Consider the following 22,136-nt stretch of genomic DNA (forward strand, 5'->3'; position numbering starts at 1 on the left):
CAATGTACAAAGGAAGTGAATAGATGGGCAGTCATTACTTTGATCAATCGCCGCACAAGGCAAGTGAAGAAAAGACAATTGAAGCAGTACTTCGCGGAAATAAGTGGATGTTTACTAGTGATCACGCGGTCTTTTCAAAAAAAGAAATCGATTTTGGGAGCAAAACGTTAATAGAGGCTTTTCGTTGGCCGGAAGTCGATGGTGACGTATTAGACGTAGGCTGCGGCTATGGGCCAATTGGCATTACGCTGGCCTCAGAAACGAGTCGGAATGTGTGGTTAGTGGATGTTAACACGCGTGCCCTAGCGCTGGCTGAAAAAAATGTCTCCCGTTATCATTTGAATAATGTGCACGTTCAAGAAAGCGACTTGTTTGAACGTATACAACGAGACGATTTTGCAGCGATTGTAACAAACCCGCCAATTAGAGCTGGAAAAGACGTCGTCTTTGACTTATATGAGAAAGCTCACCAATATTTACGAAGCCGCGGGGAGTTGTGGGTGGTTATCCAAAAAAAGCAAGGAGCGCCCTCAACGAAAGAGAAGCTGCTGTCTCTTTTTAGCGATGTGGAAACAGTAAAGAAAAACAAAGGGTACCATGTTTTTTGCGCAAAAAAAAGTTGACCACATATATGTTTTGTGGTATTGTTATTTAATGCGTATAAGTATCCGATATGGTACAAATACATTCTTTCGTCCGCTCTATATTTTCCATTAAAAATGTATAAAAAGGCAGGAACAGGGAAAAATAGTATAATCAGCCTGACAGTTGGAAAATAGTGGTTCTTTTTTTGAAGAGACCATTTTTTTCTTTGTTCGAAAAAAGGTCAGGCACTAAAAATGGAGTAAACATACAGATATTGATCTCGTATGTTTCTATATTTTGGTAGCCGCCTTGGGTATACTGCCTGTCGAAAAGATAGGTGGACATTATGTGATATTTAAGGGGTGACTCAGTTGACAGGTCAACTTATTCAGTTTGGACGCCACCGCCACAGAAGAAGCTATGCAAGAATTAATGAAGTCTTGGATCTTCCAAACCTTATTGAAATTCAAACAGCTTCCTATCAATGGTTTCTTGATGAGGGTATTCGTGAAATGTTTCAGGATATCTCCCCCATTGAGGATTTCACGGGTAATTTGGTTTTAGAGTTTATCGATTACAGCCTTGGTGAACCCAAGTATTCGATTGACGAATCCAAGGAAAGAGATGTTACCTATTCTGCGCCATTACGTGTCAAAGTGCGTTTGATGAACAAAGAAACTGGTGAAGTGAAAGAGCAGGAGGTTTTCATGGGAGACTTTCCGCTCATGACTGACACTGGTACGTTTATTATTAACGGTGCAGAGCGTGTTATTGTATCTCAGCTTGTACGTTCACCGAGCGTTTATTTTAACGAAAAAACGGACAAGAACGGTAAGAGAGGGTACACTGCTACAGTGATACCAAACCGAGGTGCATGGCTAGAACTCGAAACCGATGCAAAAGATATTGTATATGTGCGTATTGACCGTACCAGAAAACTGCCTGTTACGGTGCTGTTGCGTGCACTTGGATTCGGGTCTGATCAAGAGATCATTGACTTGCTTGGTGAAGATGAGTATTTACGCAACACGTTGGAAAAAGACAACACCGATGGTACAGAAAAAGCGTTATTAGAAATATATGAGCGTCTCCGCCCAGGTGAACCTCCGACTGTAGAAAGTGCAAAAAGCTTGCTGGAAACAAGGTTTTTCGACCCGAAACGTTATGACCTTGCAAATGTTGGGCGCTACAAAGTGAACAAAAAGCTCCATATCAAAAACCGTTTGTTTAACCAACGCCTGGCTGAAACGCTTGCTGACCCAGAAACTGGTGAAGTTTTGGCGGAAGAAGGTGCGGTATTAGACCGCAGAACCCTTGATCGTCTGCTGCCTTATTTAGAAAATAACCTTGGATTTAAACGATACACTGTTTCTGGAGGCGTAGTAGATGATAAAGATCTTGACGTTCAATCCATTAAAATCTACCCGCCAAACGAGCAAGAAGAAGAGCAAGTCATCAACGTTATTAGCAATGGAAACATTGAGCGTAACGTGAAAAATATTACACCAGAAGATATTATTTCTTCTATCAACTACTTCTTTAATCTTTTACATGGAGTCGGGCTAACCGATGATATTGACCATTTAGGAAACCGCCGCTTACGTTCTGTTGGGGAGTTGCTGCAGAACCAATTTAGAATCGGTCTGTCTCGAATGGAGCGGGTGGTTCGTGAGCGTATGTCTATACAAGACCCAAGTGCGATTACACCGCAAGCCCTTATCAATATCCGTCCGGTTATCGCCTCCATTAAAGAGTTTTTTGGAAGCTCACAGCTTTCCCAGTTTATGGACCAAACAAACCCGCTTGCTGAGTTGACACATAAACGGCGTTTGTCTGCTTTAGGGCCCGGCGGCTTAACTAGAGAAAGAGCCGGCTTTGAAGTTCGTGACGTGCACTATTCCCACTATGGCAGAATGTGTCCAATTGAAACGCCGGAAGGACCTAACATTGGCTTGATTAACTCGTTATCTAGCTATGCAAAAGTAAATGAGTTTGGGTTTATTGAAACAGCTTACCGCCGAGTAGACCATGAAACGGGACAAGTCACCAAAGAATGTGACTACTTAACAGCAGATGAAGAAGACAACTATGTTGTAGCCCAAGCGAACGCAAAGCTCAATGAAGACGGTGCATTTGCTGATGACAATATTATTGCTCGTTTTCGAGGGGAAAACACGATTGTTCCAAAAGAGAAAATAGACTATATGGACGTTTCCCCAAAACAAGTTGTGTCTGCGGCAACGGCTTGTATTCCTTTCTTAGAAAATGATGACTCCAACCGCGCATTGATGGGTGCAAACATGCAGCGTCAAGCTGTGCCTTTGCTTGAACCAGAAGCGCCTTTGGTTGGTACAGGAATGGAATATGTATCTGCTAAAGACTCAGGGGCAGCGATTGTAGCAAAAACGAAGGGCATCGTGGAGCGTGTAACAGCTCGCGAAATTTGGCTTCGCCGTTTAGAAGACATTGACGGCAAAGAAGTAGAAACAGACATTGATAAATATAAAATGTCCAAATATATTCGCTCAAACCAAGGAACTAGTTACAACCAGCGCCCAATTGTAAGTGAAGGGGACCGCATAGAAAAAGGGGAAGTTCTTGGTGACGGCCCGTCCATGGATAAAGGTGAAATGGCGTTAGGAAGAAACGTTCTTGTTGGCTTTATGACATGGGATGGATACAACTATGAAGATGCTATTATCTTGAGTGAACGCCTTGTGAAAGATGACGTATATACTTCTGTTCATATTGAAGAATATGAATCGGAGGCTCGGGATACGAAATTAGGACCGGAAGAAATTACGCGCGATATACCAAATGTCAGTGAGGAAGCGCTCAAGAATTTAGATGACCGCGGTATTATTCGTGTCGGGGCCGAAGTAAAAGATGGCGATATTCTTGTTGGTAAAGTGACTCCGAAAGGGATGACAGAACTGACCGCTGAAGAACGTCTGCTCCATGCGATTTTTGGTGAGAAAGCGAGAGAAGTTCGTGATACATCTTTACGAGTTCCACACGGCGCGGACGGCATTGTGTTAGATGTGAAGATTTTCAACCGTGAAGACGGCGACGAACTGCCTCCTGGTGTAAATCAGCTTGTTCGTGTTTATCTCGTTCAAAAGCGAAAAATTCATGAAGGGGATAAAATGGCTGGCCGTCACGGGAATAAAGGTGTTATTTCAAGGATTTTACCAGAAGAAGATATGCCTTACCTTCCTGATGGAACGCCAATTGAAATTATGTTAAACCCACTTGGTGTGCCATCACGTATGAACATCGGTCAGGTATTAGAATTGCACTTAGGTATGGCTGCCCGTGAATTGAACCTTCATATGGCAACACCGGTATTTGACGGAGCCAGAGAAGAAGATGTATGGGAGACGTTAGAAGAGGCAGGAATCGCGCGTGACGGTAAGACCGTGCTGTATGACGGCAGAACCGGAGAACCATTTGACAGCCGTGTTTCTGTCGGAGTGATGTACATGATCAAACTTGCGCATATGGTTGACGATAAGCTGCACGCACGCTCTACAGGTCCATACTCATTGGTCACACAGCAGCCGCTTGGTGGTAAAGCACAGTTTGGTGGTCAGCGCTTTGGCGAGATGGAAGTATGGGCATTAGAAGCATATGGTGCGGCATATACCCTGCAAGAAATTTTGACTGTTAAGTCAGACGATGTAGTCGGCCGTGTGAAAACGTATGAATCAATTGTTAAAGGTGAAAACGTACCAGAACCAGGTGTGCCTGAATCCTTTAAAGTATTGATTAAAGAACTGCAGAGTCTTGGCATGGACGTCAAAATGCTCTCTAGCACAGAAGAAGAGATTGAAATGAAAGAACTAGATGATGAAGAAGATCAGTCTGGTGATAAATTGAACTTAAAAATGGAGTCTAGTGAAAACGCCTGATAAGCACAGCTGCTTTTCATTGAAAGATTGGAAGAGGCACTTTGTCTGAAAAAGCCTCTTCCTACAGCTGTTCTTTTTATGATTGTGTCGTGTTGTGCTTTTAGCTACCCAAAGTTCGAAAGGGAGGTTGACCCCTTGATTGACGTTAATAATTTTGAATACATGAAAATCGGTTTGGCATCGCCCGATAAAATTCGTTCATGGTCCCGCGGCGAAGTGAAAAAACCAGAGACGATTAACTATCGTACGTTAAAGCCAGAAAAAGACGGTCTGTTCTGCGAAAGAATATTTGGTCCGACGAAAGACTGGGAGTGTCATTGCGGGAAATATAAACGAGTTCGCTATAAAGGTGTCGTATGTGACCGGTGTGGAGTAGAAGTGACTCGTGCGAAAGTTCGTCGTGAACGTATGGGTCATATTGAGCTGGCTGCTCCGGTTTCGCATATTTGGTATTTTAAAGGAATTCCAAGTCGTATGGGTCTTGTGCTAGATATGTCCCCTCGCTCGCTAGAAGAAGTTATTTACTTTGCTTCTTATGTAGTAACAGACACAGGGGATACTCCACTAGAGTACAAACAGCTGCTTTCAGAGAAAGAATATCGTTCGTATTATGATAAATACGGGCGCGGGTTTGCAGCGCATATGGGTGCAGAAGCTATTCGCAAGCTTTTGGAAGACATTGACCTTGATAAAGAAGTGAAGCACTTAAAAGACGAGCTGGAAACGGCACAGGGCCAGAGAAGAACTCGTGCTATTAAGAGATTAGAGGTGCTTGAGTCTTTCCGTAATTCAGGGAACCACCCTTCATGGATGATCTTGGATGTTCTTCCGGTCATTCCACCTGAATTGCGCCCTATGGTTCAGCTTGATGGCGGACGTTTTGCAACTTCTGATTTAAATGACCTGTATCGCAGAGTTATTAACCGTAACAACCGTTTGAAGCGCCTGCTCGATCTCGGTGCTCCAAACATTATCGTGCAAAATGAAAAGCGTATGCTTCAAGAAGCTGTTGACGCTTTAATTGATAACGGCCGCCGCGGACGTCCGGTTACCGGACCAGGGAACCGCCCGCTTAAATCTCTTTCTCACATGTTGAAAGGAAAGCAGGGAAGATTCCGTCAGAATCTATTAGGTAAGCGTGTTGACTACTCTGGGCGTTCCGTTATCGTTGTCGGCCCAAGCCTAAAAATGTATCAATGCGGTTTGCCAAAAGAAATGGCACTAGAGCTGTTTAAACCTTTTGTAATGAAAGAGCTGGTAAGCAGAGGTCTTGCTCACAACATTAAAAGTGCCAAAAGAAAGGTAGAGCGCGTTCATCCAGAAGTTTGGGACGTACTAGAAGAAGTGATTAAAGAGCATCCTGTTCTGCTCAACCGCGCTCCAACATTACACCGCCTCGGTATTCAGGCGTTTGAGCCAACACTTGTAGAAGGGCGCGCAGTAAAACTGCACCCACTTGTGTGTACGGCATATAATGCAGACTTTGACGGGGACCAGATGGCTGTCCACGTTCCGTTATCTGCAGAAGCGCAAGCAGAAGCCCGTATTTTAATGCTTGCAGCACAGAACATTTTGAACCCGAAAGACGGCAAACCAGTTGTTACTCCGTCCCAAGATATGGTGTTGGGTAACTACTATTTAACACTTGAAAGAGCTGGTGCTGTTGGAGAAGGTTCTGTGTTTAAAGATCCAAATGAAGCATTGACTGCTTATCAGAATGGATATGTTCATTTACACAGCCGGGTAGCAATCCCAGTTGCTTCTCTAGATAAAACAAACTTTACAGAAGAGCAGAATGACAGATTGCTGCTTACCACTGTTGGAAAGATTATTTTCAACGAGATACTGCCAACATCTTTCCCATATGTAAACGAACCAACAGCCACCAACTTAGAAGAGCAGATTCCTGAGAAGTATATTGTCCCAATGAATGTGGACATCAAAAAAGAATTTGAAAATCGTGAAACGGTGCCACCATTTAAAAAAGGCTTCTTAGGCGACATCATTGCAGAAGTATTTAAGAACTTCCAAATTATCGAGACATCTAAGATGCTTGACCGCATGAAGGATTTAGGTTTTTATTATTCAACAAAAGCAGGGATTACTGTTGGTATCTCTGATATTGTTGTACTCGGTGATAAACAAGTAATTCTTGATGAAGCAGAGGAAAAAGTTGACCGGGTTATGAAACAGTTCCGCCGTGGTCTTATTACGGAGGAAGAGCGTTATGATAAAGTTATCTCCATATGGAGCGAGGCTAAAGATACCATCCAAGACAAATTGATGGGCACATTGGATAAAACAAACCCTATCTTTATGATGAGTGACTCTGGTGCTCGTGGTAATGCGTCGAACTTTACACAGTTGGCAGGTATGCGCGGTCTTATGGCCAACCCATCTGGACGAATTATTGAGTTGCCGATTAAGTCCAGCTTCCGGGAAGGCTTAACGGTACTGGAATACTTTATTTCTACGCACGGTGCCCGTAAAGGTCTTGCTGATACAGCATTGAAGACAGCTGACTCTGGTTATCTGACTAGACGTCTTGTAGATGTGGCCCAGGACGTTATTGTACGTGAGGATGACTGCGGCACAGATCGCGGACTCGATGTTCAAGCACTTCGTGAAGGAACGGAATTAATTGAAAGCTTGCAAGATCGTTTGGTAGGACGTGTGCTCTTTAAAACTGTCCGGCATCCGGAAACGAGTGAAGTGCTTGCGAAAAAAGGTGAATTGATTGACGAAGACAAAGCAAAGGTAATTGAAGAAGCCGGCGTAGAACAAGCTACTATTCGGTCTGTCTTCACATGTGACACCCGTCACGGTGTATGCAAGAAGTGTTATGGTAAAAACCTTGCCACAGGTTCTGACGTGGAAGTTGGAGAGGCTGTTGGAATTATTGCCGCTCAATCAATTGGTGAGCCAGGCACACAGCTTACGATGCGCACATTCCACACAGGCGGTGTTGCAGGAGACGATATTACACAAGGTCTTCCGAGAATCCAAGAGTTATTTGAAGCTCGTAATCCAAAAGGCCAAGCAGTTATATCTGAACTGTCAGGTGAAGTCGTTGACATTAAAGAACACAATGACAAAAAAGAAGTCACCGTACAAGGGGCATTGGAAACACGCAGTTATACGACACAATACGGTGCCCGGATGAAGGTGGAAGTTGGTGAACAGGTTGCAGCAGGACAGGCGTTGACAGAAGGCTCTGTTGATCCAAAAGAACTTCTGAAAGTTACCGGCCTGCAAGCTGTTCAAGAATACTTGCTAAAAGAAGTACAAAAAGTATATAGTATGCAAGGGGTTGAAATTGGCGATAAGCACGTAGAGGTTATGGTTCGCCAAATGCTTCGCAAAATACGTGTTGCAGATTCCGGTGATACAGAGGTGCTGCCGGGAAGCCTTGTAGAAATCCATCATTTCGACTCCGCAAATGAAAAAGTGTTAGAAAAAGGCGGACATCCTGCGGTTGGTCAGCCGGTTATTTTAGGTATTACAAAAGCATCTCTTGAGACGGATTCCTTCCTCTCAGCTGCTTCATTCCAAGAAACAACTAGAGTACTCACGGATGCAGCTATTAAAGGGAAACGTGATGAGCTGGTCGGCTTGAAAGAAAACGTAATTATCGGTAAGCTAGTACCAGCAGGAACCGGAATGCAGCGCTATCGTTCGCTGGAAGTAGACCTGCCTGATGAAGAAACATCTCAAGAAACAGCAGAGACGGGAGAAGCAGCTATTACACAAGAGTGAAATAGTGTTGACATCTCTAGGATACGGTGATATGCTATCAAGGTGTGCCTAACTCCCTGTGCTTTGGAGGATATAGAATGTCTTATGAAAAAGTATCACAGGCAGATGAGGTTTTAATAGGAACGAAGCAAACGTTGAAAGCTCTGGAGTCGAACTCCGTTCAAGAAGTTATTGTTGCTGATGATGCAGAGAACAGGGTGATACAAAGAGTCCTTCTCGCAGCGGAAGCAAAGGGAGTACCGATTCATAAAGTTGATTCCATGCGAAAGCTTGGAAAAGTATGTGGAATTGATGTTGGAGCAGCTGCGGTTGCGTTAAAAAAGCAATGATGTTTTTGCTGATAGGGTTTTTGGCCCTATTGGCAAAAACTTTACTTTTGCTTTGTAGTGAACCACCTGGAACGGTGGTCATAAAAAACAGCTTAAGAAAGGAGGAAAAACGATGCCAACTATTAACCAATTAGTTCGCAAAGGTCGTAAAGCGAAAGTGCAAGGTTCTGACTCTCCTGCTTTGAACAAAGGGTACAACAGTTACCGCAAAATCCCAACTGACCAAAATTCCCCGCAAAAGCGCGGAGTATGTACTCGTGTTGGAACCATGACGCCGAAAAAGCCAAACTCGGCATTGCGTAAATATGCACGTGTTCGTTTGACTAACCAGATTGAAGTTACTGCTTATATTCCTGGTATTGGTCACAACTTGCAGGAACACAGTGTGGTTCTTATTCGCGGCGGCCGTGTAAAGGACCTTCCGGGTGTACGTTACCATATTGTACGTGGGGCGCTTGACACTGCTGGTGTTCAAGACCGTAAACAAAGCCGTTCCAAATACGGTACGAAACGCGGCAAGAAATAATACAACACAGATTAAATCGAAAGGAGGGGTGACCCATGCCTCGTAAAGGACCAGTACCTCGCAGAGATGTATTGCCTGATCCGATTTACAATTCCAAGCTGGTTACACGCCTAATTAACCGCATCATGTTGGACGGTAAAAAAGGTAAAGCGCAGCACATCTTATACAACGCATTTGACATTGTACGGGAAAGATCCGGGCAAGAACCAATGGAAGTTTTTGATCAAGCGATGAAAAACGTTATGCCAGTACTTGAGGTTAAAGCTCGCCGTGTTGGTGGTGCAAACTATCAAGTACCAATCGAAGTAAAACCTGATCGTCGTACGACGCTTGGATTGCGCTGGGTAGTAAGTTATGCTCGCCTTCGCGGTGAGAAAACAATGGAGGAACGCCTGGCAAATGAAATCCTTGATGCTGCTAACAACACTGGATCAGCTGTGAAAAAGCGTGAGGATACGCATCGTATGGCAGAAGCCAACAAAGCATTTGCTCATTATCGCTGGTAAACCAATTTGTAAAACAATACAACTACTCTTAAAGATGGAAGAAGAAAGGAGAAAATGAAGTCCATGGCACGAGAATTCTCCTTAGAAAAGACTCGTAATATCGGTATCATGGCTCACATTGATGCTGGTAAAACAACTGCTACGGAGCGTATCCTATTTTATACAGGGCGTATCCATAAGATTGGTGAAACACACGAAGGTGCTTCCCAAATGGACTGGATGAGCCAAGAACAGGAACGCGGAATCACAATCACATCTGCTGCAACAACAGCACAATGGAAAAACCATCGTATCAATATTATTGACACCCCTGGGCACGTCGATTTTACCGTTGAGGTAGAACGTTCTTTGCGTGTATTAGATGGGGCAGTAGCAGTTCTTGATGCTCAATCAGGGGTTGAGCCGCAGACAGAAACAGTGTGGCGCCAAGCTACCACATATCACGTACCGCGTATTGTTTTTGTTAACAAAATGGACAAAGTAGGGGCAGATTTCATTTATTCCCTAGGTACTTTAAGTGAACGCTTGGGAGCAAACGCTCAAGCGGTACAACTTCCAATTGGTGCTGAAGATAACTTTGAAGGTATTATCGATTTGATCAATATGGAAGCATATTACTATGTAGATGATTTGGGTACTCGTACAGAAGCACGTGAAATTCCAGATGAGTACAAAGCTCAAGCTGATGAATATCGCGAAAAGCTTGTTGAAGCTGTTGCTGAGTTAGACGAAGACTTAATGATGAAGTACCTTGAGGGTGAAGAAATTACAACCGATGAATTAAAAGCAGCGATTCGTAAAGGTACGCTGAATGTTGAATTTTATCCAGTACTTTGCGGCTCTGCATTTAAGAACAAAGGTGTTCAATTAATGATTGACGCTGTTCTTGATTATCTTCCTTCTCCGCTGGATGTACCGCCAATTAAAGGTGTACTTCCAGAAAGTGAGGAAGAAGTAGAACGCAAAGCGGACGACAACGGTCCTTTCTCTGCACTTGCTTTTAAAGTTGCGACAGATCCATACGTAGGTAAGCTTACATTCTTCCGTGTGTATTCTGGTAAACTTGATTCTGGTTCTTATGTTCGCAACTCTACAAAAGAGAAGCGCGAACGTGTTGGCCGGATTTTGCAGATGCATGCGAACTCTCGTGAAGAGATTTCAACTGTATATTCTGGTGATATCGCAGCAGGTGTTGGTTTAAAAGACACCGCCACAGGCGATACTCTATGTGATGACAAAGCAAGAGTCATTCTTGAATCCATGGAATTCCCAGAACCAGTTATTTCTCTATCTGTTGAGCCAAAATCAAAAGCAGACCATGATAAAATGGGTATTGCTTTAGCGAAATTGGCAGAAGAAGACCCTACTTTCCAGACAGAAACAGATGAAGAAACTGGCCAAACCCTTATTAAGGGTATGGGTGAGCTTCACTTGGATATCATCGTTGACCGTCTGAAGCGTGAATTTAAAGTGGAAGCCCAAGTGGGTGCTCCGCAAGTTTCCTATCGTGAAACAATCCGCAAAGCTGGTAAGTGCGAAGGTAAGTTTGTGCGTCAGTCCGGCGGCCGCGGTCAGTATGGTCACGTGTGGGTTGAATTCGAGCCGAATGAAGAAGGTGCAGGCTTCGAATTTGAAAACAAAATTGTCGGCGGGGTTGTACCTCGTGAATACGTACCTTCTGTACAACAAGGTATCGAAGAAGCACTTCAGAACGGTTTGCTGGCAGGATATCCAATGATTGATGTAAAGGCTAGACTGTTCGATGGTTCTTATCACGATGTAGACTCTAACGAAATGGCGTTTAAAGTAGCAGCTTCTATGGCTTTGAAAAAAGCAAAAGACCTTTGTGAGCCTGTTCTTCTAGAGCCGCTCATGAAAGTAGAAGTTGTTGTGCCTGAGGAGTACATGGGTGATGTAATGGGTGACATTACTTCCCGCCGCGGACGCGTGGATGGAATGGAAGCTCGCGGGAATTCTCAAGCTATTAAGGCATATGTTCCGTTAGCTGAGATGTTTGGTTACGCGACAAACCTTCGTTCTAACACACAAGGACGCGGTAACTACACAATGTTCTTTGACCACTATGAAGAAGTGCCAAAGAGCGTATCTGAAGAAATTATTAAGAAAAACAGTGGAGAGTAATTTTCTTCTGTAAAATGATTGTTTGTAAAAATATTTTATTGTAAGCTAAGGAAGGTGAACCTGCTTCTTGGTACACCTTTCTGGCTTCTATATAATTTACCTGTATTAAGGGAGGAAATGAATAATGGCTAAAGAAAAGTTTGATCGTTCCAAAACGCATGCCAACATTGGTACTATCGGCCACGTTGACCATGGTAAAACTACATTGACTGCTGCTATCACCACAGTTCTTCATAAACAATCCGGTACAGGTGAAGCAATGGCATATGATTCCATTGACGGTGCACCGGAAGAGCGTGAACGTGGTATTACAATCTCTACTGCACACGTAGAGTATGAAACTGATACTCGTCACTATGCACACGTTGACTGCCCAGGACACGCTGACTATGTAAAGAACATGATCACTGGTGCAGCACAAATGGACGGAGCGATTCTTGTTGTATCCGCAGCTGACGGCCCAATGCCACAAACTCGTGAGCACATCTTGCTTTCCCGTCAAGTTGGTGTACCGTCCATCGTTGTATTCTTGAACAAAACTGATATGGTTGACGACGAAGAGCTTCTAGAGCTTGTAGAAATGGAAGTTCGCGACCTTCTTTCTGAATATGACTTCCCTGGTGACGAAGTACCTATCGTTAAAGGGTCTGCTTTGAAAGCAATCGAAGGAGACGAGGAGCATGAACAAGCAATTCTCGATCTCATGCAAGAAGTAGATAATTACATCCCAACACCAGACCGTGACAAAGACAAGCCATTCATGATGCCAGTTGAGGACGTGTTCTCCATCACTGGACGCGGTACAGTTGCAACTGGTCGTGTAGAACGCGGAATGCTCAACGTTGGTGATGAAGTAGAAATCATCGGTATCGATGAAGACGCTAAGAAAACAACTGTTACTGGTGTAGAAATGTTCCGTAAGCTTCTTGACTATGCAGAAGCAGGGGACAACATTGGTGCGCTTCTACGTGGTGTTGACCGCGAAGACATCAAGCGTGGCCAAGTTCTTGCTAAGCCAGGAAGCATTACTCCACATACAAAGTTTAAAGCGGAAGTATACGTTCTTTCTAAAGATGAAGGTGGACGTCACACTCCATTCTTCTCTAACTATCGTCCACAATTCTACTTCCGTACAACAGACGTTACTGGCGTAATTCAACTTCCAGACGGTGTAGAAATGGTTATGCCTGGAGACAACGTTGAAATGACAGTTGAATTGATTGCACCAATCGCTATCGAAGACGGTACGAAGTTTTCTATCCGTGAAGGCGGACGTACTGTTGGTGCTGGTGTTGTTTCTACAATCCAAGAATAATCGTATCTTTACAAAAGCATACCGATTATTTACAATGAAGTCCTGTCCAAGTGACAGGGCTTTTTCATTATATGAGGCTCTTGAATAAGAAATGTTTGGTAATCACCAGGAATTTTAAAAACTTCTTGCATTTGCAGGAGATAATCATTATAATAGATAAAGTGTGACCACGGATTGTGCTTTGTAGCAGGATATACGTGGCGACACAGGCGATGATGTGAAAGGTTGCCGATACACCAGGACCCTTTGCCATGGCATGGTGATCGGAAAATTTTCACGGAGTATGTCTGTAAAAATCGGGCGAAAAGGAGGGCTCATAATGGCAAAAGAAAAGATTCGCATTCGTTTAAAAGCTTATGACCACCGTGTACTTGATCAATCTGCAGAAAAGATTGTAGACACAGCAAAACGCTCTGGTGCGGGTGTGTCAGGACCCATTCCGCTTCCAACGGAAAAGTCTGTATACACAGTACTGCGTGCGACTCATAAGTACAAAGATGCTCGTGAGCAGTTCGAAATGCGCACACATAAACGTTTGATTGATATCGTTAGTCCAACCCCACAAACGGTTGATGCTCTTATGCGTTTAGATCTGCCATCTGGCGTTGACATTGAAATTAAACTATAAATGACTATAAAAATACACGTTAAATTATATTAGGAGGTGTGACTGATGACCAAAGGAATCTTGGGCAGAAAAATTGGCATGACCCAGTTGTTCAACGAAAACGGTGAACTTCTTCCGGTCACAGTCATTGAAGCCGAGCCAAATGTAGTGCTTCAAACAAAGACATCTGAATCAGATGGTTATGAAGCAATTCAACTTGGTTTCATTGACAAAAAAGAAAAAAGTGCTAACAAGCCTGAAAAAGGACATGCGGAAAAAGCAAATGCCGCTCCCAAGCGCTACGTCCGTGAAATCTGCGACATTGACAGCGGAGATTACGAAGTTGGTCAGGAAGTCAAAGTAGATACTTTTTCTGATGGAGATATCGTGGATGTCACAGGGACATCAAAGGGGAAAGGTTTCCAAGGTGCCATTAAGCGCCATAACCAAGCCCGCGGACCGATGACACACGGTTCTCGTTACCATCGTCGTCCTGGTACAATGGGACCGATTGACCCAAACCACGTTCTGAAAGGAAAGAAACTTCCAGGACGTATGGGCGGAAAAACGGTAACTGTTCAAAACCTTGAAATCGTAAAAGTGGATACTGAGCGTAATTTGTTGCTCGTTAAAGGTAATGTTCCCGGAGCAAAGAAAAGTTATGTAACGGTTAGATCAGCTGTGAAAGCAGCGCAATAATGATTGAAGAAAGGAGGCTCCATCATGCCTAAAGTAGCATTGTTAAACCAAACTGGTTCAAAGGTCGGCGACATTGAATTGGCCGATTCTGTGTTTGGTATTGAACCAAATGAAAATGTTCTTCATGATGCCGTGGTTATGCAGCAAGCATCAGTGCGTCAAGGCACACACAAAGTGAAGAACCGCTCTGAACGTAGAGGAGGCGGCCGCAAACCATGGCGCCAGAAAGGTACTGGACGTGCACGTCAAGGTTCTATTCGTTCTCCACAATGGGTAGGGGGAGGAATTGTATTCGGACCTACTCCTCGCCAATACAGCTATAAATTGCCAAAGAAAGTGCGTCGTTTGGCAGTGAAATCTGCATTTTCTACAAAGGTGAAAGAAGATGCGATTGTTGTTTTGGATAACCTTGAATTGGATGCACCGAAGACAAAAGAGATGGTAAGCATCTTGTCTAACCTGTCCGTAGATGAAAAAGCACTTGTCGTTACTGCTGATTACAACGAACAAGTAGCTCTTTCAGCACGTAATATTCCTGGAGTGACCTTCGCAACTGTTGATGGCGTGAATGTTTTAGAGCTGTTAAAACATGACAAGTTAGTGATCACGCAAGAGGCAGTGAAGAAGGTAGAGGAGGTGCTCGCATAATGGAAGCACGCGATGTAATTAAGCGCCCCGTCATCACTGAACGTTCTGCTGACTTGATGGAAGAGAAAAAATATACGTTTGAAGTGGACGTTAAAGCGAATAAAACACAAATTAAAAAGGCTGTGGAAGAAATTTTTGATGTGACAGTTGATAAAGTCAACACACTCAACCAAAAAGGTAAATTCCGCCGTTTTGGCCGTTACACTGGGTATAAGCCAAATCGTAAAAAAGCTGTTGTTACGTTAACAGAAGACAGTCAAGAAATTGAGTTTTTTGAAGGCGTGTAAACCAAACCAACGAGTGAAGGAGGGAAACGACTATGCCTATTAAAAAGTATAAAGCAACATCAAATGGGCGCCGTCACATGTCTGTGAACTTGCAAACAGAAGTGACGACTGACCAACCTGAGAAGACATTGCTTGAACCGCTTCATAAAAAAGCGGGTCGTAACAATCAAGGGCGTATCACCGTGCGTCACCAAGGCGGCGGACACAAACGTCACTACCGTGTTATTGACTTTAAACGTGATAAAGACGGTGTACCAGGTCGAGTAGCAACAATTGAATACGACCCAAACCGTTCTGCTAACATCGCACTTGTTCATTATAACGATGGTGAAAAACGTTACATTTTGGCGCCTAAAGGGCTGAAAGTCGGTCAAGAAATTGAATCAGGAGAAGGCGCTGATATTAAAACTGGTAATGCATTACCATTAGCCAACATTCCTGTAGGTACAGTTATTCATAATATTGAGCTTAAACCAGGACGCGGAGCTCAGTTAGTTCGTTCTGCTGGTGCAGAAGCACAAGTATTAGGGAAAGAAGGTAAATACGTACTTGTACGTTTGCGTTCCGGTGAAACACGTTTGATCCTTGCTACGTGCCGCGCTACAGTAGGTCAAGTAGGCAACATCGAACATGAACTAGTGAACGTTGGTAAAGCTGGTCGTTCACGCTGGCTTGGCAAGCGTCCAGTAGTACGTGGTTCTGCCATGAACCCAAGCGATCACCCGCATGGTGGTGGTGAAGGCCGTGCTCCAATTGGAAGAAAATCACCGGTATCACCTTGGGGTATGCCTACTGTTGGTTATAAAACTCGTAAGAAAAACAAAGACAGCGATAAGTATATCGTTCGCCGTCGTAAAAAATAACGGGATTGAACTGCGGTTCTTACGAATCGCAGAGCAATCGCGAAAGGAGGTTTCCTCATGGGTCGCAGCTTAAAAAAAGGACCTTTTGTCGATGACCACTTGATGAAAAAAGTGGAAAGCCTAAATGAAAAAAATGATAAACAAGTTATTAAAACATGGTCACGTCGTTCAACGATTTTCCCTCAATTTGTAGGGCATACAATTGCTGTATACGATGGACGCAAACATGTACCTGTATACGTTTCTGAAGACATGGTTGGCCACAAGCTTGGTGAATTTGCTCCAACAAGAACGTTTAAAGGCCATAAAAATGACGACAAGAAAACCAAACGGTAAACAGAGGGGAGGTTCTCTACATGCAAGCTAAAGCAGTTGCTAAACAAATCCGCATTGCCCCTCGTAAAGCACGGTTAGTCATTGATCTTATACGGGGCAAAGAAGTTGGCGAAGCAATTGGCATTTTGAAAAACACACAAAAAGCTGCTTCACCAATCATTGAAAAAGTAATCAATTCCGCTGTTGCAAATGCGGAGCACAATTATGAGATGGAGCCTGAGGATCTCTATATCAGCGAAGCTTATGTTGATGAAGGGATTACCTTGAAGCGTTTCCGTCCTCGTGCAATGGGTCGAGCAACACGTATTAACAAGCGCACAAGCCACATTACTGTCGTGGTAAAAGAAAAGAAGGAGGGATAATGCGTGGGTCAAAAAGTTAATCCAGTAGGACTTAGAATCGGTGTCATCCGTGATTGGGATTCTAAGTGGTATGCTGAAAAGAATTATGCAGATTTGCTACATGAAGATGTGAAAATCCGTGAATATCTTGAAAACCGACTGAAAGATGCTTCTGTGTCTACTGTAGAGATTGAACGTGCGGCTAAACGCGTAAATATCACTATTCACACAGCGAAACCTGGAATGGTTATCGGTAAAGGCGGTTCTGAAGTTGAAGCTTTACGCAAAGCCCTTAATGACCTAACAGGAAAAAGAGTTCACATCAACATTGCGGAAGTAAAGCAAGCAGATTTGGATGCAAGGTTGGTTGCTGAAAATATTGCTCGTCAACTTGAAAACCGCATTTCATTCCGTCGTGCTATGAAACAGTCTATTCAACGGACAATGAGAGCAGGAGCTCGTGGAATTAGAACGGAAGTATCTGGACGTTTGGGCGGAGCTGATATCGCTCGAAATGAAAGCTACAGCGAAGGAACTGTTCCACTCCACACTTTGCGTGCTGACATTGATTACGGCACTGCAGAAGCAGACACTACTTACGGTAAGCTTGGTGTGAAGATTTGGATTTATCGTGGAGAAGTCCTTCCGACGAAAGGTGCAAACAACGAGGAAGGAGGAAAATAATTATGTTAATGCCAAAACGCGTGAAATATCGTCGTGAACATCGTGGCAAAATGAAAGGCCGTGCAAAAGGCGGAACCAACGTATCTTTTGGTGAATACGGTCTGCAGGCATTGGAACCAACGTGGATTACCAATCGTCAAATTGAATCCGCACGTATTGCGATGACTCGTTATATGAAACGTGGCGGTAAAGTATGGATTAAAATCTTTCCTGATAAACCTTACACGGCAAAGCCACTTGAAGTTCGGATGGGTTCCGGTAAAGGTGCTCCTGAAGGCTGGGTAGCTGTTGTGAAGCCAGGGAAAATCATGTTTGAAGTTGCAGGTGTTTCTGAAGAAGTAGCTCGTGAAGCACTTAGACTTGCGTCGCACAAACTGCCTGTGAAAACGAAGTTTGTTAAACGCGAAGAAGTGGGTGGTGAGGCAAATGAAAGCTAAGGAATTAAGAGATCTAACAACGGCGGAAGTAGAAGAAAAAACAAAGTCTCTCAAAGAAGAGCTGTTTAATCTGCGCTTCCAGCTTGCAACCGGTCAATTAGACAACCCTGCCCGCATTCGTAACGTCCGCAAGGATATTGCTCGCGCGAAAACTGTTTTGCGTGAACGTGAACTAGGCATGAATAAAGGATAAACATGAGAGGAGGTTTGGCTGACAATGGCTGAACGCAACCAGCGTAAAGTTTACAACGGCCGTGTTGTTTCCGACAAAATGGATAAAACAATTTCGGTTCTTGTAGAAACGTATAAGATGGATTCCCTCTATGGAAAACGCGTTAAGTATTCGAAGAAGTTTAAAGCTCATGATGAAAACAATGAAGCGAAAAAAGGCGACATTGTAAAAATCATGGAAACTAAGCCGCTTTCTAAGGATAAGCGTTTCCGATTAGTAGAGATTGTAGAAGAAGCAGTAATTATTTAATTTAACGTGCTTTGATGAAGGGAGGTTCGAGAAACGATGATCCAACAAGAAAGTCGATTAAAAGTTGCCGACAACTCTGGTGCTCGTGAAGTACAATGTATTAAAGTTCTTGGTGGTTCCGGCCGCAAGTCTGCAAACATTGGCGATATGATTGTTTGCTCTGTAAAACAAGCAACACCAGGGGGCGTTGTTAAGAAAGGCGAGATTGTAAGAGCAGTAATTGTACGTTCTAAAAGTGGGGCGCGCCGTCCTGATGGCTCTTACATCCGTTTTGATGAAAACGCAGCTGTCGTTGTACGTGACGACAAAAGTCCGCGAGGTACTCGTATTTTTGGACCTGTTGCTAGAGAATTGCGCGAAGAGCAATATATGAAGATTGTTTCCCTAGCTCCAGAGGTTCTTTAATGGAATCGAATATAATACGGTCATGCCTGACTTAAGGAGGTGCGATTATGACTCAACCTAAACTCCACGTGAAAAAGGGCGATAAAGTAAAAGTGATTTCTGGAAAAGACAAAGGACAAGAAGGAGTAATTCTTCAAGCTTTTCCAAGTCAGCAGCGTGTTTTAGTAGAGGGCGTTAACATGGTGAAAAAACACGCGAAGCCGTCCCAAGAGAACCCACAAGGCGGCATTCTAAATCAAGAGGCTCCTGTTCACGTTTCAAATGTTATGCCTCTAGACCCTAAATCCGGTGAACCTACCCGAGTAGGTTTTAAAGTTGAAGACGGAAAGAAAGTGCGCATCGCTAAAAAATCTGGCGAGCCCCTTGATAAGTAAATCACTCAGTTGATGAAAGGAGGTCAACCTAATGAACGCTCTTAAAGAGAAATTTAAAAACGATATTGTGCCACATATGCATAATAAGTACGGTTACTCTTCGGTGATGGGAGTACCGAAAATCGAAAAAGTTGTTATTAACATGGGTGTGGGTGATGCCGTTCAAAACCCTAAAGCACTCGACAAAGCTGTTGAAGAGCTTACACAAATCAGTGGTCAAAAGCCACTAATTACAAAAGCAAAAAAATCAATTGCTGGTTTTAAATTGCGTGAAGGAATGCCAATCGGAGCGAAGGTAACTCTTCGTGGAGAGCGCATGTATGACTTTCTTGAGAAGTTGATTCATGTTTCCCTTCCGCGTGTTCGTGACTTCCGTGGCGTTTCTACTAAGGCATTTGACGGACGTGGAAACTACACTTTAGGTATAAAAGAGCAATTGATTTTCCCTGAAATTGAGTATGACAAGGTCGACAAAGTTCGTGGAATGGACATTGTCATTGTTACTACTGCAGAAACCGATGAAGAAGCCCGTGAGCTGCTCACTCAAATCGGTATGCCGTTTCAAAAATAATATAATTGAAGGAGGGAATACAGGCCTTGGCAAAAAAATCAATGATCGCCAAACAGCAGCGTCCACAAAAGTTCAAAGTACGTGAATACACTCGTTGCGAACGTTGCGGACGTCCTCATTCCGTCATTCGCAAATTTAAGTTGTGCAGAATTTGTTTCCGTGAACTTGCATATAAAGGTCAAATTCCAGGCGTGAAAAAAGCCAGCTGGTAAGCCCGACATAGGGAAGGAGGTAAAACGATATGGTCATGACAGATCCAATTGCAGATATGCTGACACGTATTCGCAATGCGAACACTGTACGTCACGAAAAATTGGAACTTCCAGCTTCTAACTTGAAAAGAGAAGTTGCTGAGATCCTAAAAAACGAAGGCTTTGTACGTGACGTAGAAAATATCGAAGACAATAAACAAGGTATCCTTCGTATCTTCTTGAAGTACGGAGCGAATAATGAGCGAGTAATTACTGGTTTGAAGCGAATCAGTAAGCCAGGTTTGCGTGTATACGCTAAAGCGGATGAACTACCTCGCGTACTTGGTGGACTCGGTATTGCAGTAATTTCTACATCAAAAGGTGTAATGACTGATAAAGAAGCACGTAAGCAGCAAGTTGGCGGCGAAGTGCTTGCATACGTTTGGTAATAAATTTCTTTGAGAACGGAGGTGTAAAGTTATGTCTCGTATTGGTGTAAAGCCTATTGAAATTCCTGAAGGAGTTACTGTAACAATGGACGGTAACACTGTTACAGTGAAAGGTCCAAAAGGGGAACTCACTAGAGAGCTTCATCCGGATATTAAAGTAAATATTGGTGAAAGTGAAATCACTTTTGAAAGACCTTCTAACCACAAAGAACACCGCTCCTTGCACGGCACTACCCGCAGCGTTGTGAACAATATGGTAGAAGGTGTAACAAAAGGGTATGAAAAAGGGCTTGAACTTGTTGGTGTCGGATACCGTGCATCCAAGTCCGGAAACAAACTTGTGCTCAACGTCGGCTATTCTCATCCTGTAGAGTACGAACCAGAGAACGGTGTAGAAATTGATGTTCCTTCCAACACAAAAGTTGTTGTAAAAGGCATTGATAAAGAGCTTGTTGGTGCAACAGCTTCCAATATTCGTGCTGTACGTACTCCTGAACCGTATAAAGGAAAAGGGATCCGTTACGAAAACGAATATGTACGCCGTAAGGAAGGTAAGACTGGGAAATAATAGCAGGTAACGGTTAAGGAAAGGAGGAACGATTCATGGCCGCTAATAATACGAAGTACGCAAAGCGTAAAAAACGTCATGCAAGTATTCGTCAGAAAGTGAAAGGAACTTCTGAACGCCCGCGTTTGAATGTGTTCCGCTCTTCAAAGCATATTTATGCGCAATTAATTGACGATACAAAAGGCGAGACAATTGTGTCTGCTTCAACTGTAGAAAAAGATGTGGACGTTTCACATGGTGGAAATCAGGAAGCAGCTACAAAAGTTGGCGAACTAGTTGCGAAACGAGCGTCTGAAAAAGGGTATGAGTCTGTTGTGTTTGATCGCGGAGGCTTTGTTTATCATGGCAGAGTGAAAGCACTCGCAGATGCAGCTCGTGAAAATGGATTAAAATTTTAAAGGTAGTAAGGAGGGAAAAGAATGCAACAAATCGATGCTAGCAAACTTGATGTAGAAGAAAGAGTTGTAGCCATTAACCGTGTGGCAAAAGTAGTAAAGGGTGGACGTCGCTTCCGCTTTGCAGCTCTTGTTGTTGTTGGTGATCGTAATGGTCACGTAGGTTTTGGCATGGGTAAAGCACTAGAGGTGCCAGAAGCTATTCGTAAAGCTGTTGAGAACGGTAAAAAGAACATGGTTGAAGTGCCGAGAGTAGGAACAACTATTCCTCATGAGATTGTAGGTCGCTATGGTGCAGGTAATGTGTTACTGAAACCTGCAGCAGAAGGTACCGGGGTTATTGCAGGTGGACCTGTACGTGCGGTACTTGAGCTGGCTGGTATCAGCGATATCCTCTCCAAGTCTCTTGGTTCCAACAACCCAATTAATATGGTTCGCGCTACCATTCAAGGTCTCACTGAGCTGAAAACAGCTGAAGAAGTTGCCAGACTACGTGGTAAAAGCGTTGAAGAATTGTTAGGATAAGGAGGGATACGATATGGCAAAAAAAGTTGAAATCACCCTCAGTCGCAGTCTCATTGGTCGTCCGAAAGATCAACGTGTAACTGTAAAGACACTTGGTCTAAACAAAGTTAATCACAGTGTAGTGAAAGAAGACAACCCCGCTGTTCGCGGAATGATTAATAAAGTGTCTCACCTGTTAACTGTAAAAGAAATTGATGCATAAGTA

General features: G+C 43.6%; 28 protein-coding genes. All 28 read left to right on the forward strand.

Going from position 1 to position 22,136, the window contains the following annotated elements:
* Window positions 1-23 precede the first annotated feature (23 nt).
* The 28 genes from BLT18_RS13600 (at window position 24) to rpmD (ending at window position 22,133) form a co-directional block, all read left to right on the forward strand.
* Window positions 24-623, forward strand: coding sequence for a class I SAM-dependent methyltransferase (locus BLT18_RS13600; RefSeq protein WP_091275134.1), 600 nt, complete (start codon window positions 24-26; stop codon window positions 621-623).
* 333 nt (window positions 624-956) lie between these two features.
* Complete coding sequence (gene rpoB, locus BLT18_RS13605) at window positions 957-4,496, forward strand: DNA-directed RNA polymerase subunit beta (RefSeq protein ID WP_091275137.1); 3,540 nt, start codon at window positions 957-959, stop codon at window positions 4,494-4,496.
* 135 nt (window positions 4,497-4,631) lie between these two features.
* Window positions 4,632-8,252, forward strand: a complete 3,621-nt coding sequence (gene rpoC, locus BLT18_RS13610) for a DNA-directed RNA polymerase subunit beta' (RefSeq protein WP_091275140.1) — start codon at window positions 4,632-4,634, stop codon at window positions 8,250-8,252.
* A gap of 77 nt (window positions 8,253-8,329) precedes the next feature.
* Window positions 8,330-8,581: a 50S ribosomal protein L7ae-like protein gene (locus tag BLT18_RS13615; protein ID WP_091275142.1), complete on the forward strand. Its 252-nt coding sequence runs from the start codon at window positions 8,330-8,332 to the stop codon at window positions 8,579-8,581.
* Window positions 8,582-8,693: 112 nt separating this feature from the next.
* Window positions 8,694-9,107, forward strand: coding sequence for a 30S ribosomal protein S12 (rpsL, locus tag BLT18_RS13620; RefSeq protein WP_091275144.1), 414 nt, complete (start codon window positions 8,694-8,696; stop codon window positions 9,105-9,107).
* A 35-nt stretch (window positions 9,108-9,142) separates the two neighbouring features.
* Complete coding sequence (gene rpsG, locus BLT18_RS13625; protein ID WP_091275146.1) at window positions 9,143-9,613, forward strand: 30S ribosomal protein S7; 471 nt, start codon at window positions 9,143-9,145, stop codon at window positions 9,611-9,613.
* A gap of 63 nt (window positions 9,614-9,676) precedes the next feature.
* Window positions 9,677-11,755, forward strand: a complete 2,079-nt coding sequence (fusA, locus tag BLT18_RS13630; RefSeq protein WP_091275148.1) for an elongation factor G — start codon at window positions 9,677-9,679, stop codon at window positions 11,753-11,755.
* 124 nt (window positions 11,756-11,879) lie between these two features.
* The gene (tuf, locus tag BLT18_RS13635) at window positions 11,880-13,070 is read left to right on the forward strand and encodes an elongation factor Tu (RefSeq protein ID WP_091275151.1); all 1,191 of its coding nucleotides are present in this window, start codon (window positions 11,880-11,882) and stop codon (window positions 13,068-13,070) included.
* A gap of 319 nt (window positions 13,071-13,389) precedes the next feature.
* Window positions 13,390-13,698 carry a 30S ribosomal protein S10 gene (rpsJ, locus tag BLT18_RS13640; RefSeq protein ID WP_091275152.1) on the forward strand — a complete coding sequence of 103 codons (309 nt, stop codon included), beginning with the start codon at window positions 13,390-13,392 and terminating at the stop codon, window positions 13,696-13,698.
* A 45-nt stretch (window positions 13,699-13,743) separates the two neighbouring features.
* Window positions 13,744-14,376 (forward strand): 50S ribosomal protein L3, encoded by a 633-nt coding sequence (gene rplC, locus BLT18_RS13645; RefSeq protein ID WP_091275155.1) that lies wholly within the window; start codon window positions 13,744-13,746, stop codon window positions 14,374-14,376.
* A gap of 24 nt (window positions 14,377-14,400) precedes the next feature.
* On the forward strand, window positions 14,401-15,024 hold the full coding sequence (gene rplD / locus BLT18_RS13650) for a 50S ribosomal protein L4 (RefSeq protein ID WP_091275156.1): 624 nt from the start codon (window positions 14,401-14,403) through the stop codon (window positions 15,022-15,024).
* Window positions 15,021-15,311, forward strand: a complete 291-nt coding sequence (gene rplW / locus BLT18_RS13655; RefSeq protein ID WP_091275159.1) for a 50S ribosomal protein L23 — start codon at window positions 15,021-15,023, stop codon at window positions 15,309-15,311. The genes rplD and rplW overlap by 4 nt, the downstream gene beginning before the upstream one ends.
* 32 nt (window positions 15,312-15,343) lie before the next feature.
* Entirely contained in the window at window positions 15,344-16,174 is an 831-nt protein-coding gene (gene rplB / locus BLT18_RS13660; RefSeq protein ID WP_091275160.1) for a 50S ribosomal protein L2, read from the forward strand.
* 57 nt (window positions 16,175-16,231) lie between these two features.
* The gene (gene rpsS, locus BLT18_RS13665) at window positions 16,232-16,510 is read left to right on the forward strand and encodes a 30S ribosomal protein S19 (RefSeq protein WP_091275163.1); all 279 of its coding nucleotides are present in this window, start codon (window positions 16,232-16,234) and stop codon (window positions 16,508-16,510) included.
* A gap of 20 nt (window positions 16,511-16,530) precedes the next feature.
* Window positions 16,531-16,872 carry a 50S ribosomal protein L22 gene (gene rplV / locus BLT18_RS13670; RefSeq protein WP_091275165.1) on the forward strand — a complete coding sequence of 114 codons (342 nt, stop codon included), beginning with the start codon at window positions 16,531-16,533 and terminating at the stop codon, window positions 16,870-16,872.
* A gap of 3 nt (window positions 16,873-16,875) precedes the next feature.
* Window positions 16,876-17,535 carry a 30S ribosomal protein S3 gene (gene rpsC / locus BLT18_RS13675; protein WP_091275168.1) on the forward strand — a complete coding sequence of 220 codons (660 nt, stop codon included), beginning with the start codon at window positions 16,876-16,878 and terminating at the stop codon, window positions 17,533-17,535.
* Between the two features lie 2 nt (window positions 17,536-17,537).
* Window positions 17,538-17,972: a 50S ribosomal protein L16 gene (gene rplP, locus BLT18_RS13680; protein ID WP_091275171.1), complete on the forward strand. Its 435-nt coding sequence runs from the start codon at window positions 17,538-17,540 to the stop codon at window positions 17,970-17,972.
* Window positions 17,962-18,165, forward strand: coding sequence for a 50S ribosomal protein L29 (gene rpmC, locus BLT18_RS13685; RefSeq protein ID WP_091275173.1), 204 nt, complete (start codon window positions 17,962-17,964; stop codon window positions 18,163-18,165). The genes rplP and rpmC overlap by 11 nt, the downstream gene beginning before the upstream one ends.
* 24 nt (window positions 18,166-18,189) lie before the next feature.
* Window positions 18,190-18,453, forward strand: coding sequence for a 30S ribosomal protein S17 (gene rpsQ, locus BLT18_RS13690; protein ID WP_091275176.1), 264 nt, complete (start codon window positions 18,190-18,192; stop codon window positions 18,451-18,453).
* A 36-nt stretch (window positions 18,454-18,489) separates the two neighbouring features.
* Complete coding sequence (gene rplN, locus BLT18_RS13695) at window positions 18,490-18,858, forward strand: 50S ribosomal protein L14 (protein ID WP_091275179.1); 369 nt, start codon at window positions 18,490-18,492, stop codon at window positions 18,856-18,858.
* A gap of 47 nt (window positions 18,859-18,905) precedes the next feature.
* The gene (rplX, locus tag BLT18_RS13700; protein ID WP_091275181.1) at window positions 18,906-19,232 is read left to right on the forward strand and encodes a 50S ribosomal protein L24; all 327 of its coding nucleotides are present in this window, start codon (window positions 18,906-18,908) and stop codon (window positions 19,230-19,232) included.
* 31 nt (window positions 19,233-19,263) lie between these two features.
* Window positions 19,264-19,803: a 50S ribosomal protein L5 gene (gene rplE / locus BLT18_RS13705; protein ID WP_091275183.1), complete on the forward strand. Its 540-nt coding sequence runs from the start codon at window positions 19,264-19,266 to the stop codon at window positions 19,801-19,803.
* A gap of 26 nt (window positions 19,804-19,829) precedes the next feature.
* Window positions 19,830-20,015: a 30S ribosomal protein S14 gene (gene rpsN, locus BLT18_RS13710; RefSeq protein WP_091275188.1), complete on the forward strand. Its 186-nt coding sequence runs from the start codon at window positions 19,830-19,832 to the stop codon at window positions 20,013-20,015.
* A gap of 29 nt (window positions 20,016-20,044) precedes the next feature.
* The gene (rpsH, locus tag BLT18_RS13715) at window positions 20,045-20,443 is read left to right on the forward strand and encodes a 30S ribosomal protein S8 (RefSeq protein WP_091275190.1); all 399 of its coding nucleotides are present in this window, start codon (window positions 20,045-20,047) and stop codon (window positions 20,441-20,443) included.
* 31 nt (window positions 20,444-20,474) lie between these two features.
* A complete protein-coding gene (rplF, locus tag BLT18_RS13720; protein WP_091275192.1) occupies window positions 20,475-21,011 on the forward strand; it encodes a 50S ribosomal protein L6 in 537 nt (178 codons plus the stop codon).
* 35 nt (window positions 21,012-21,046) lie between these two features.
* Complete coding sequence (gene rplR / locus BLT18_RS13725; protein WP_091275194.1) at window positions 21,047-21,409, forward strand: 50S ribosomal protein L18; 363 nt, start codon at window positions 21,047-21,049, stop codon at window positions 21,407-21,409.
* A gap of 21 nt (window positions 21,410-21,430) precedes the next feature.
* Complete coding sequence (rpsE, locus tag BLT18_RS13730) at window positions 21,431-21,931, forward strand: 30S ribosomal protein S5 (protein ID WP_091275197.1); 501 nt, start codon at window positions 21,431-21,433, stop codon at window positions 21,929-21,931.
* A 13-nt stretch (window positions 21,932-21,944) separates the two neighbouring features.
* Window positions 21,945-22,133, forward strand: a complete 189-nt coding sequence (gene rpmD / locus BLT18_RS13735) for a 50S ribosomal protein L30 (RefSeq protein WP_091275199.1) — start codon at window positions 21,945-21,947, stop codon at window positions 22,131-22,133.
* Window positions 22,134-22,136: the final 3 nt, after the last annotated feature.

The sequence above is a fragment of the Alteribacillus persepolensis genome, assembly GCF_900099605.1.
Taxonomy (GTDB): Bacteria; Bacillota; Bacilli; order Bacillales; family Marinococcaceae; genus Alteribacillus; species Alteribacillus persepolensis.

Bases quoted from the DNA above. Each gene is read 5' to 3' on its own strand.
- BLT18_RS13600 (WP_091275134.1), top strand. From the start codon at position 24: ATGGGCAGTCATTACTTTGATCAATCGCCGCACAAGGCAAGTGAAGAA.
- BLT18_RS13615 (WP_091275142.1), top strand. From the start codon at position 8,330: ATGTCTTATGAAAAAGTATCACAGGCAGATGAGGTTTTAATAGGAACG.
- rpsL (WP_091275144.1), top strand. From the start codon at position 8,694: ATGCCAACTATTAACCAATTAGTTCGCAAAGGTCGTAAAGCGAAAGTG.
- rpsG (WP_091275146.1), top strand. From the start codon at position 9,143: ATGCCTCGTAAAGGACCAGTACCTCGCAGAGATGTATTGCCTGATCCG.
- fusA (WP_091275148.1), top strand. From the start codon at position 9,677: ATGGCACGAGAATTCTCCTTAGAAAAGACTCGTAATATCGGTATCATG.
- tuf (WP_091275151.1), top strand. From the start codon at position 11,880: ATGGCTAAAGAAAAGTTTGATCGTTCCAAAACGCATGCCAACATTGGT.
- rpsJ (WP_091275152.1), top strand. From the start codon at position 13,390: ATGGCAAAAGAAAAGATTCGCATTCGTTTAAAAGCTTATGACCACCGT.
- rplC (WP_091275155.1), top strand. From the start codon at position 13,744: ATGACCAAAGGAATCTTGGGCAGAAAAATTGGCATGACCCAGTTGTTC.
- rplD (WP_091275156.1), top strand. From the start codon at position 14,401: ATGCCTAAAGTAGCATTGTTAAACCAAACTGGTTCAAAGGTCGGCGAC.
- rplB (WP_091275160.1), top strand. From the start codon at position 15,344: ATGCCTATTAAAAAGTATAAAGCAACATCAAATGGGCGCCGTCACATG.
- rpsS (WP_091275163.1), top strand. From the start codon at position 16,232: ATGGGTCGCAGCTTAAAAAAAGGACCTTTTGTCGATGACCACTTGATG.
- rplV (WP_091275165.1), top strand. From the start codon at position 16,531: ATGCAAGCTAAAGCAGTTGCTAAACAAATCCGCATTGCCCCTCGTAAA.
- rplP (WP_091275171.1), top strand. From the start codon at position 17,538: ATGTTAATGCCAAAACGCGTGAAATATCGTCGTGAACATCGTGGCAAA.
- rpmC (WP_091275173.1), top strand. From the start codon at position 17,962: ATGAAAGCTAAGGAATTAAGAGATCTAACAACGGCGGAAGTAGAAGAA.
- rpsQ (WP_091275176.1), top strand. From the start codon at position 18,190: ATGGCTGAACGCAACCAGCGTAAAGTTTACAACGGCCGTGTTGTTTCC.
- rplN (WP_091275179.1), top strand. From the start codon at position 18,490: ATGATCCAACAAGAAAGTCGATTAAAAGTTGCCGACAACTCTGGTGCT.
- rplX (WP_091275181.1), top strand. From the start codon at position 18,906: ATGACTCAACCTAAACTCCACGTGAAAAAGGGCGATAAAGTAAAAGTG.
- rplE (WP_091275183.1), top strand. From the start codon at position 19,264: ATGAACGCTCTTAAAGAGAAATTTAAAAACGATATTGTGCCACATATG.
- rpsH (WP_091275190.1), top strand. From the start codon at position 20,045: ATGGTCATGACAGATCCAATTGCAGATATGCTGACACGTATTCGCAAT.
- rplF (WP_091275192.1), top strand. From the start codon at position 20,475: ATGTCTCGTATTGGTGTAAAGCCTATTGAAATTCCTGAAGGAGTTACT.
- rplR (WP_091275194.1), top strand. From the start codon at position 21,047: ATGGCCGCTAATAATACGAAGTACGCAAAGCGTAAAAAACGTCATGCA.
- rpsE (WP_091275197.1), top strand. From the start codon at position 21,431: ATGCAACAAATCGATGCTAGCAAACTTGATGTAGAAGAAAGAGTTGTA.
- rpmD (WP_091275199.1), top strand. From the start codon at position 21,945: ATGGCAAAAAAAGTTGAAATCACCCTCAGTCGCAGTCTCATTGGTCGT.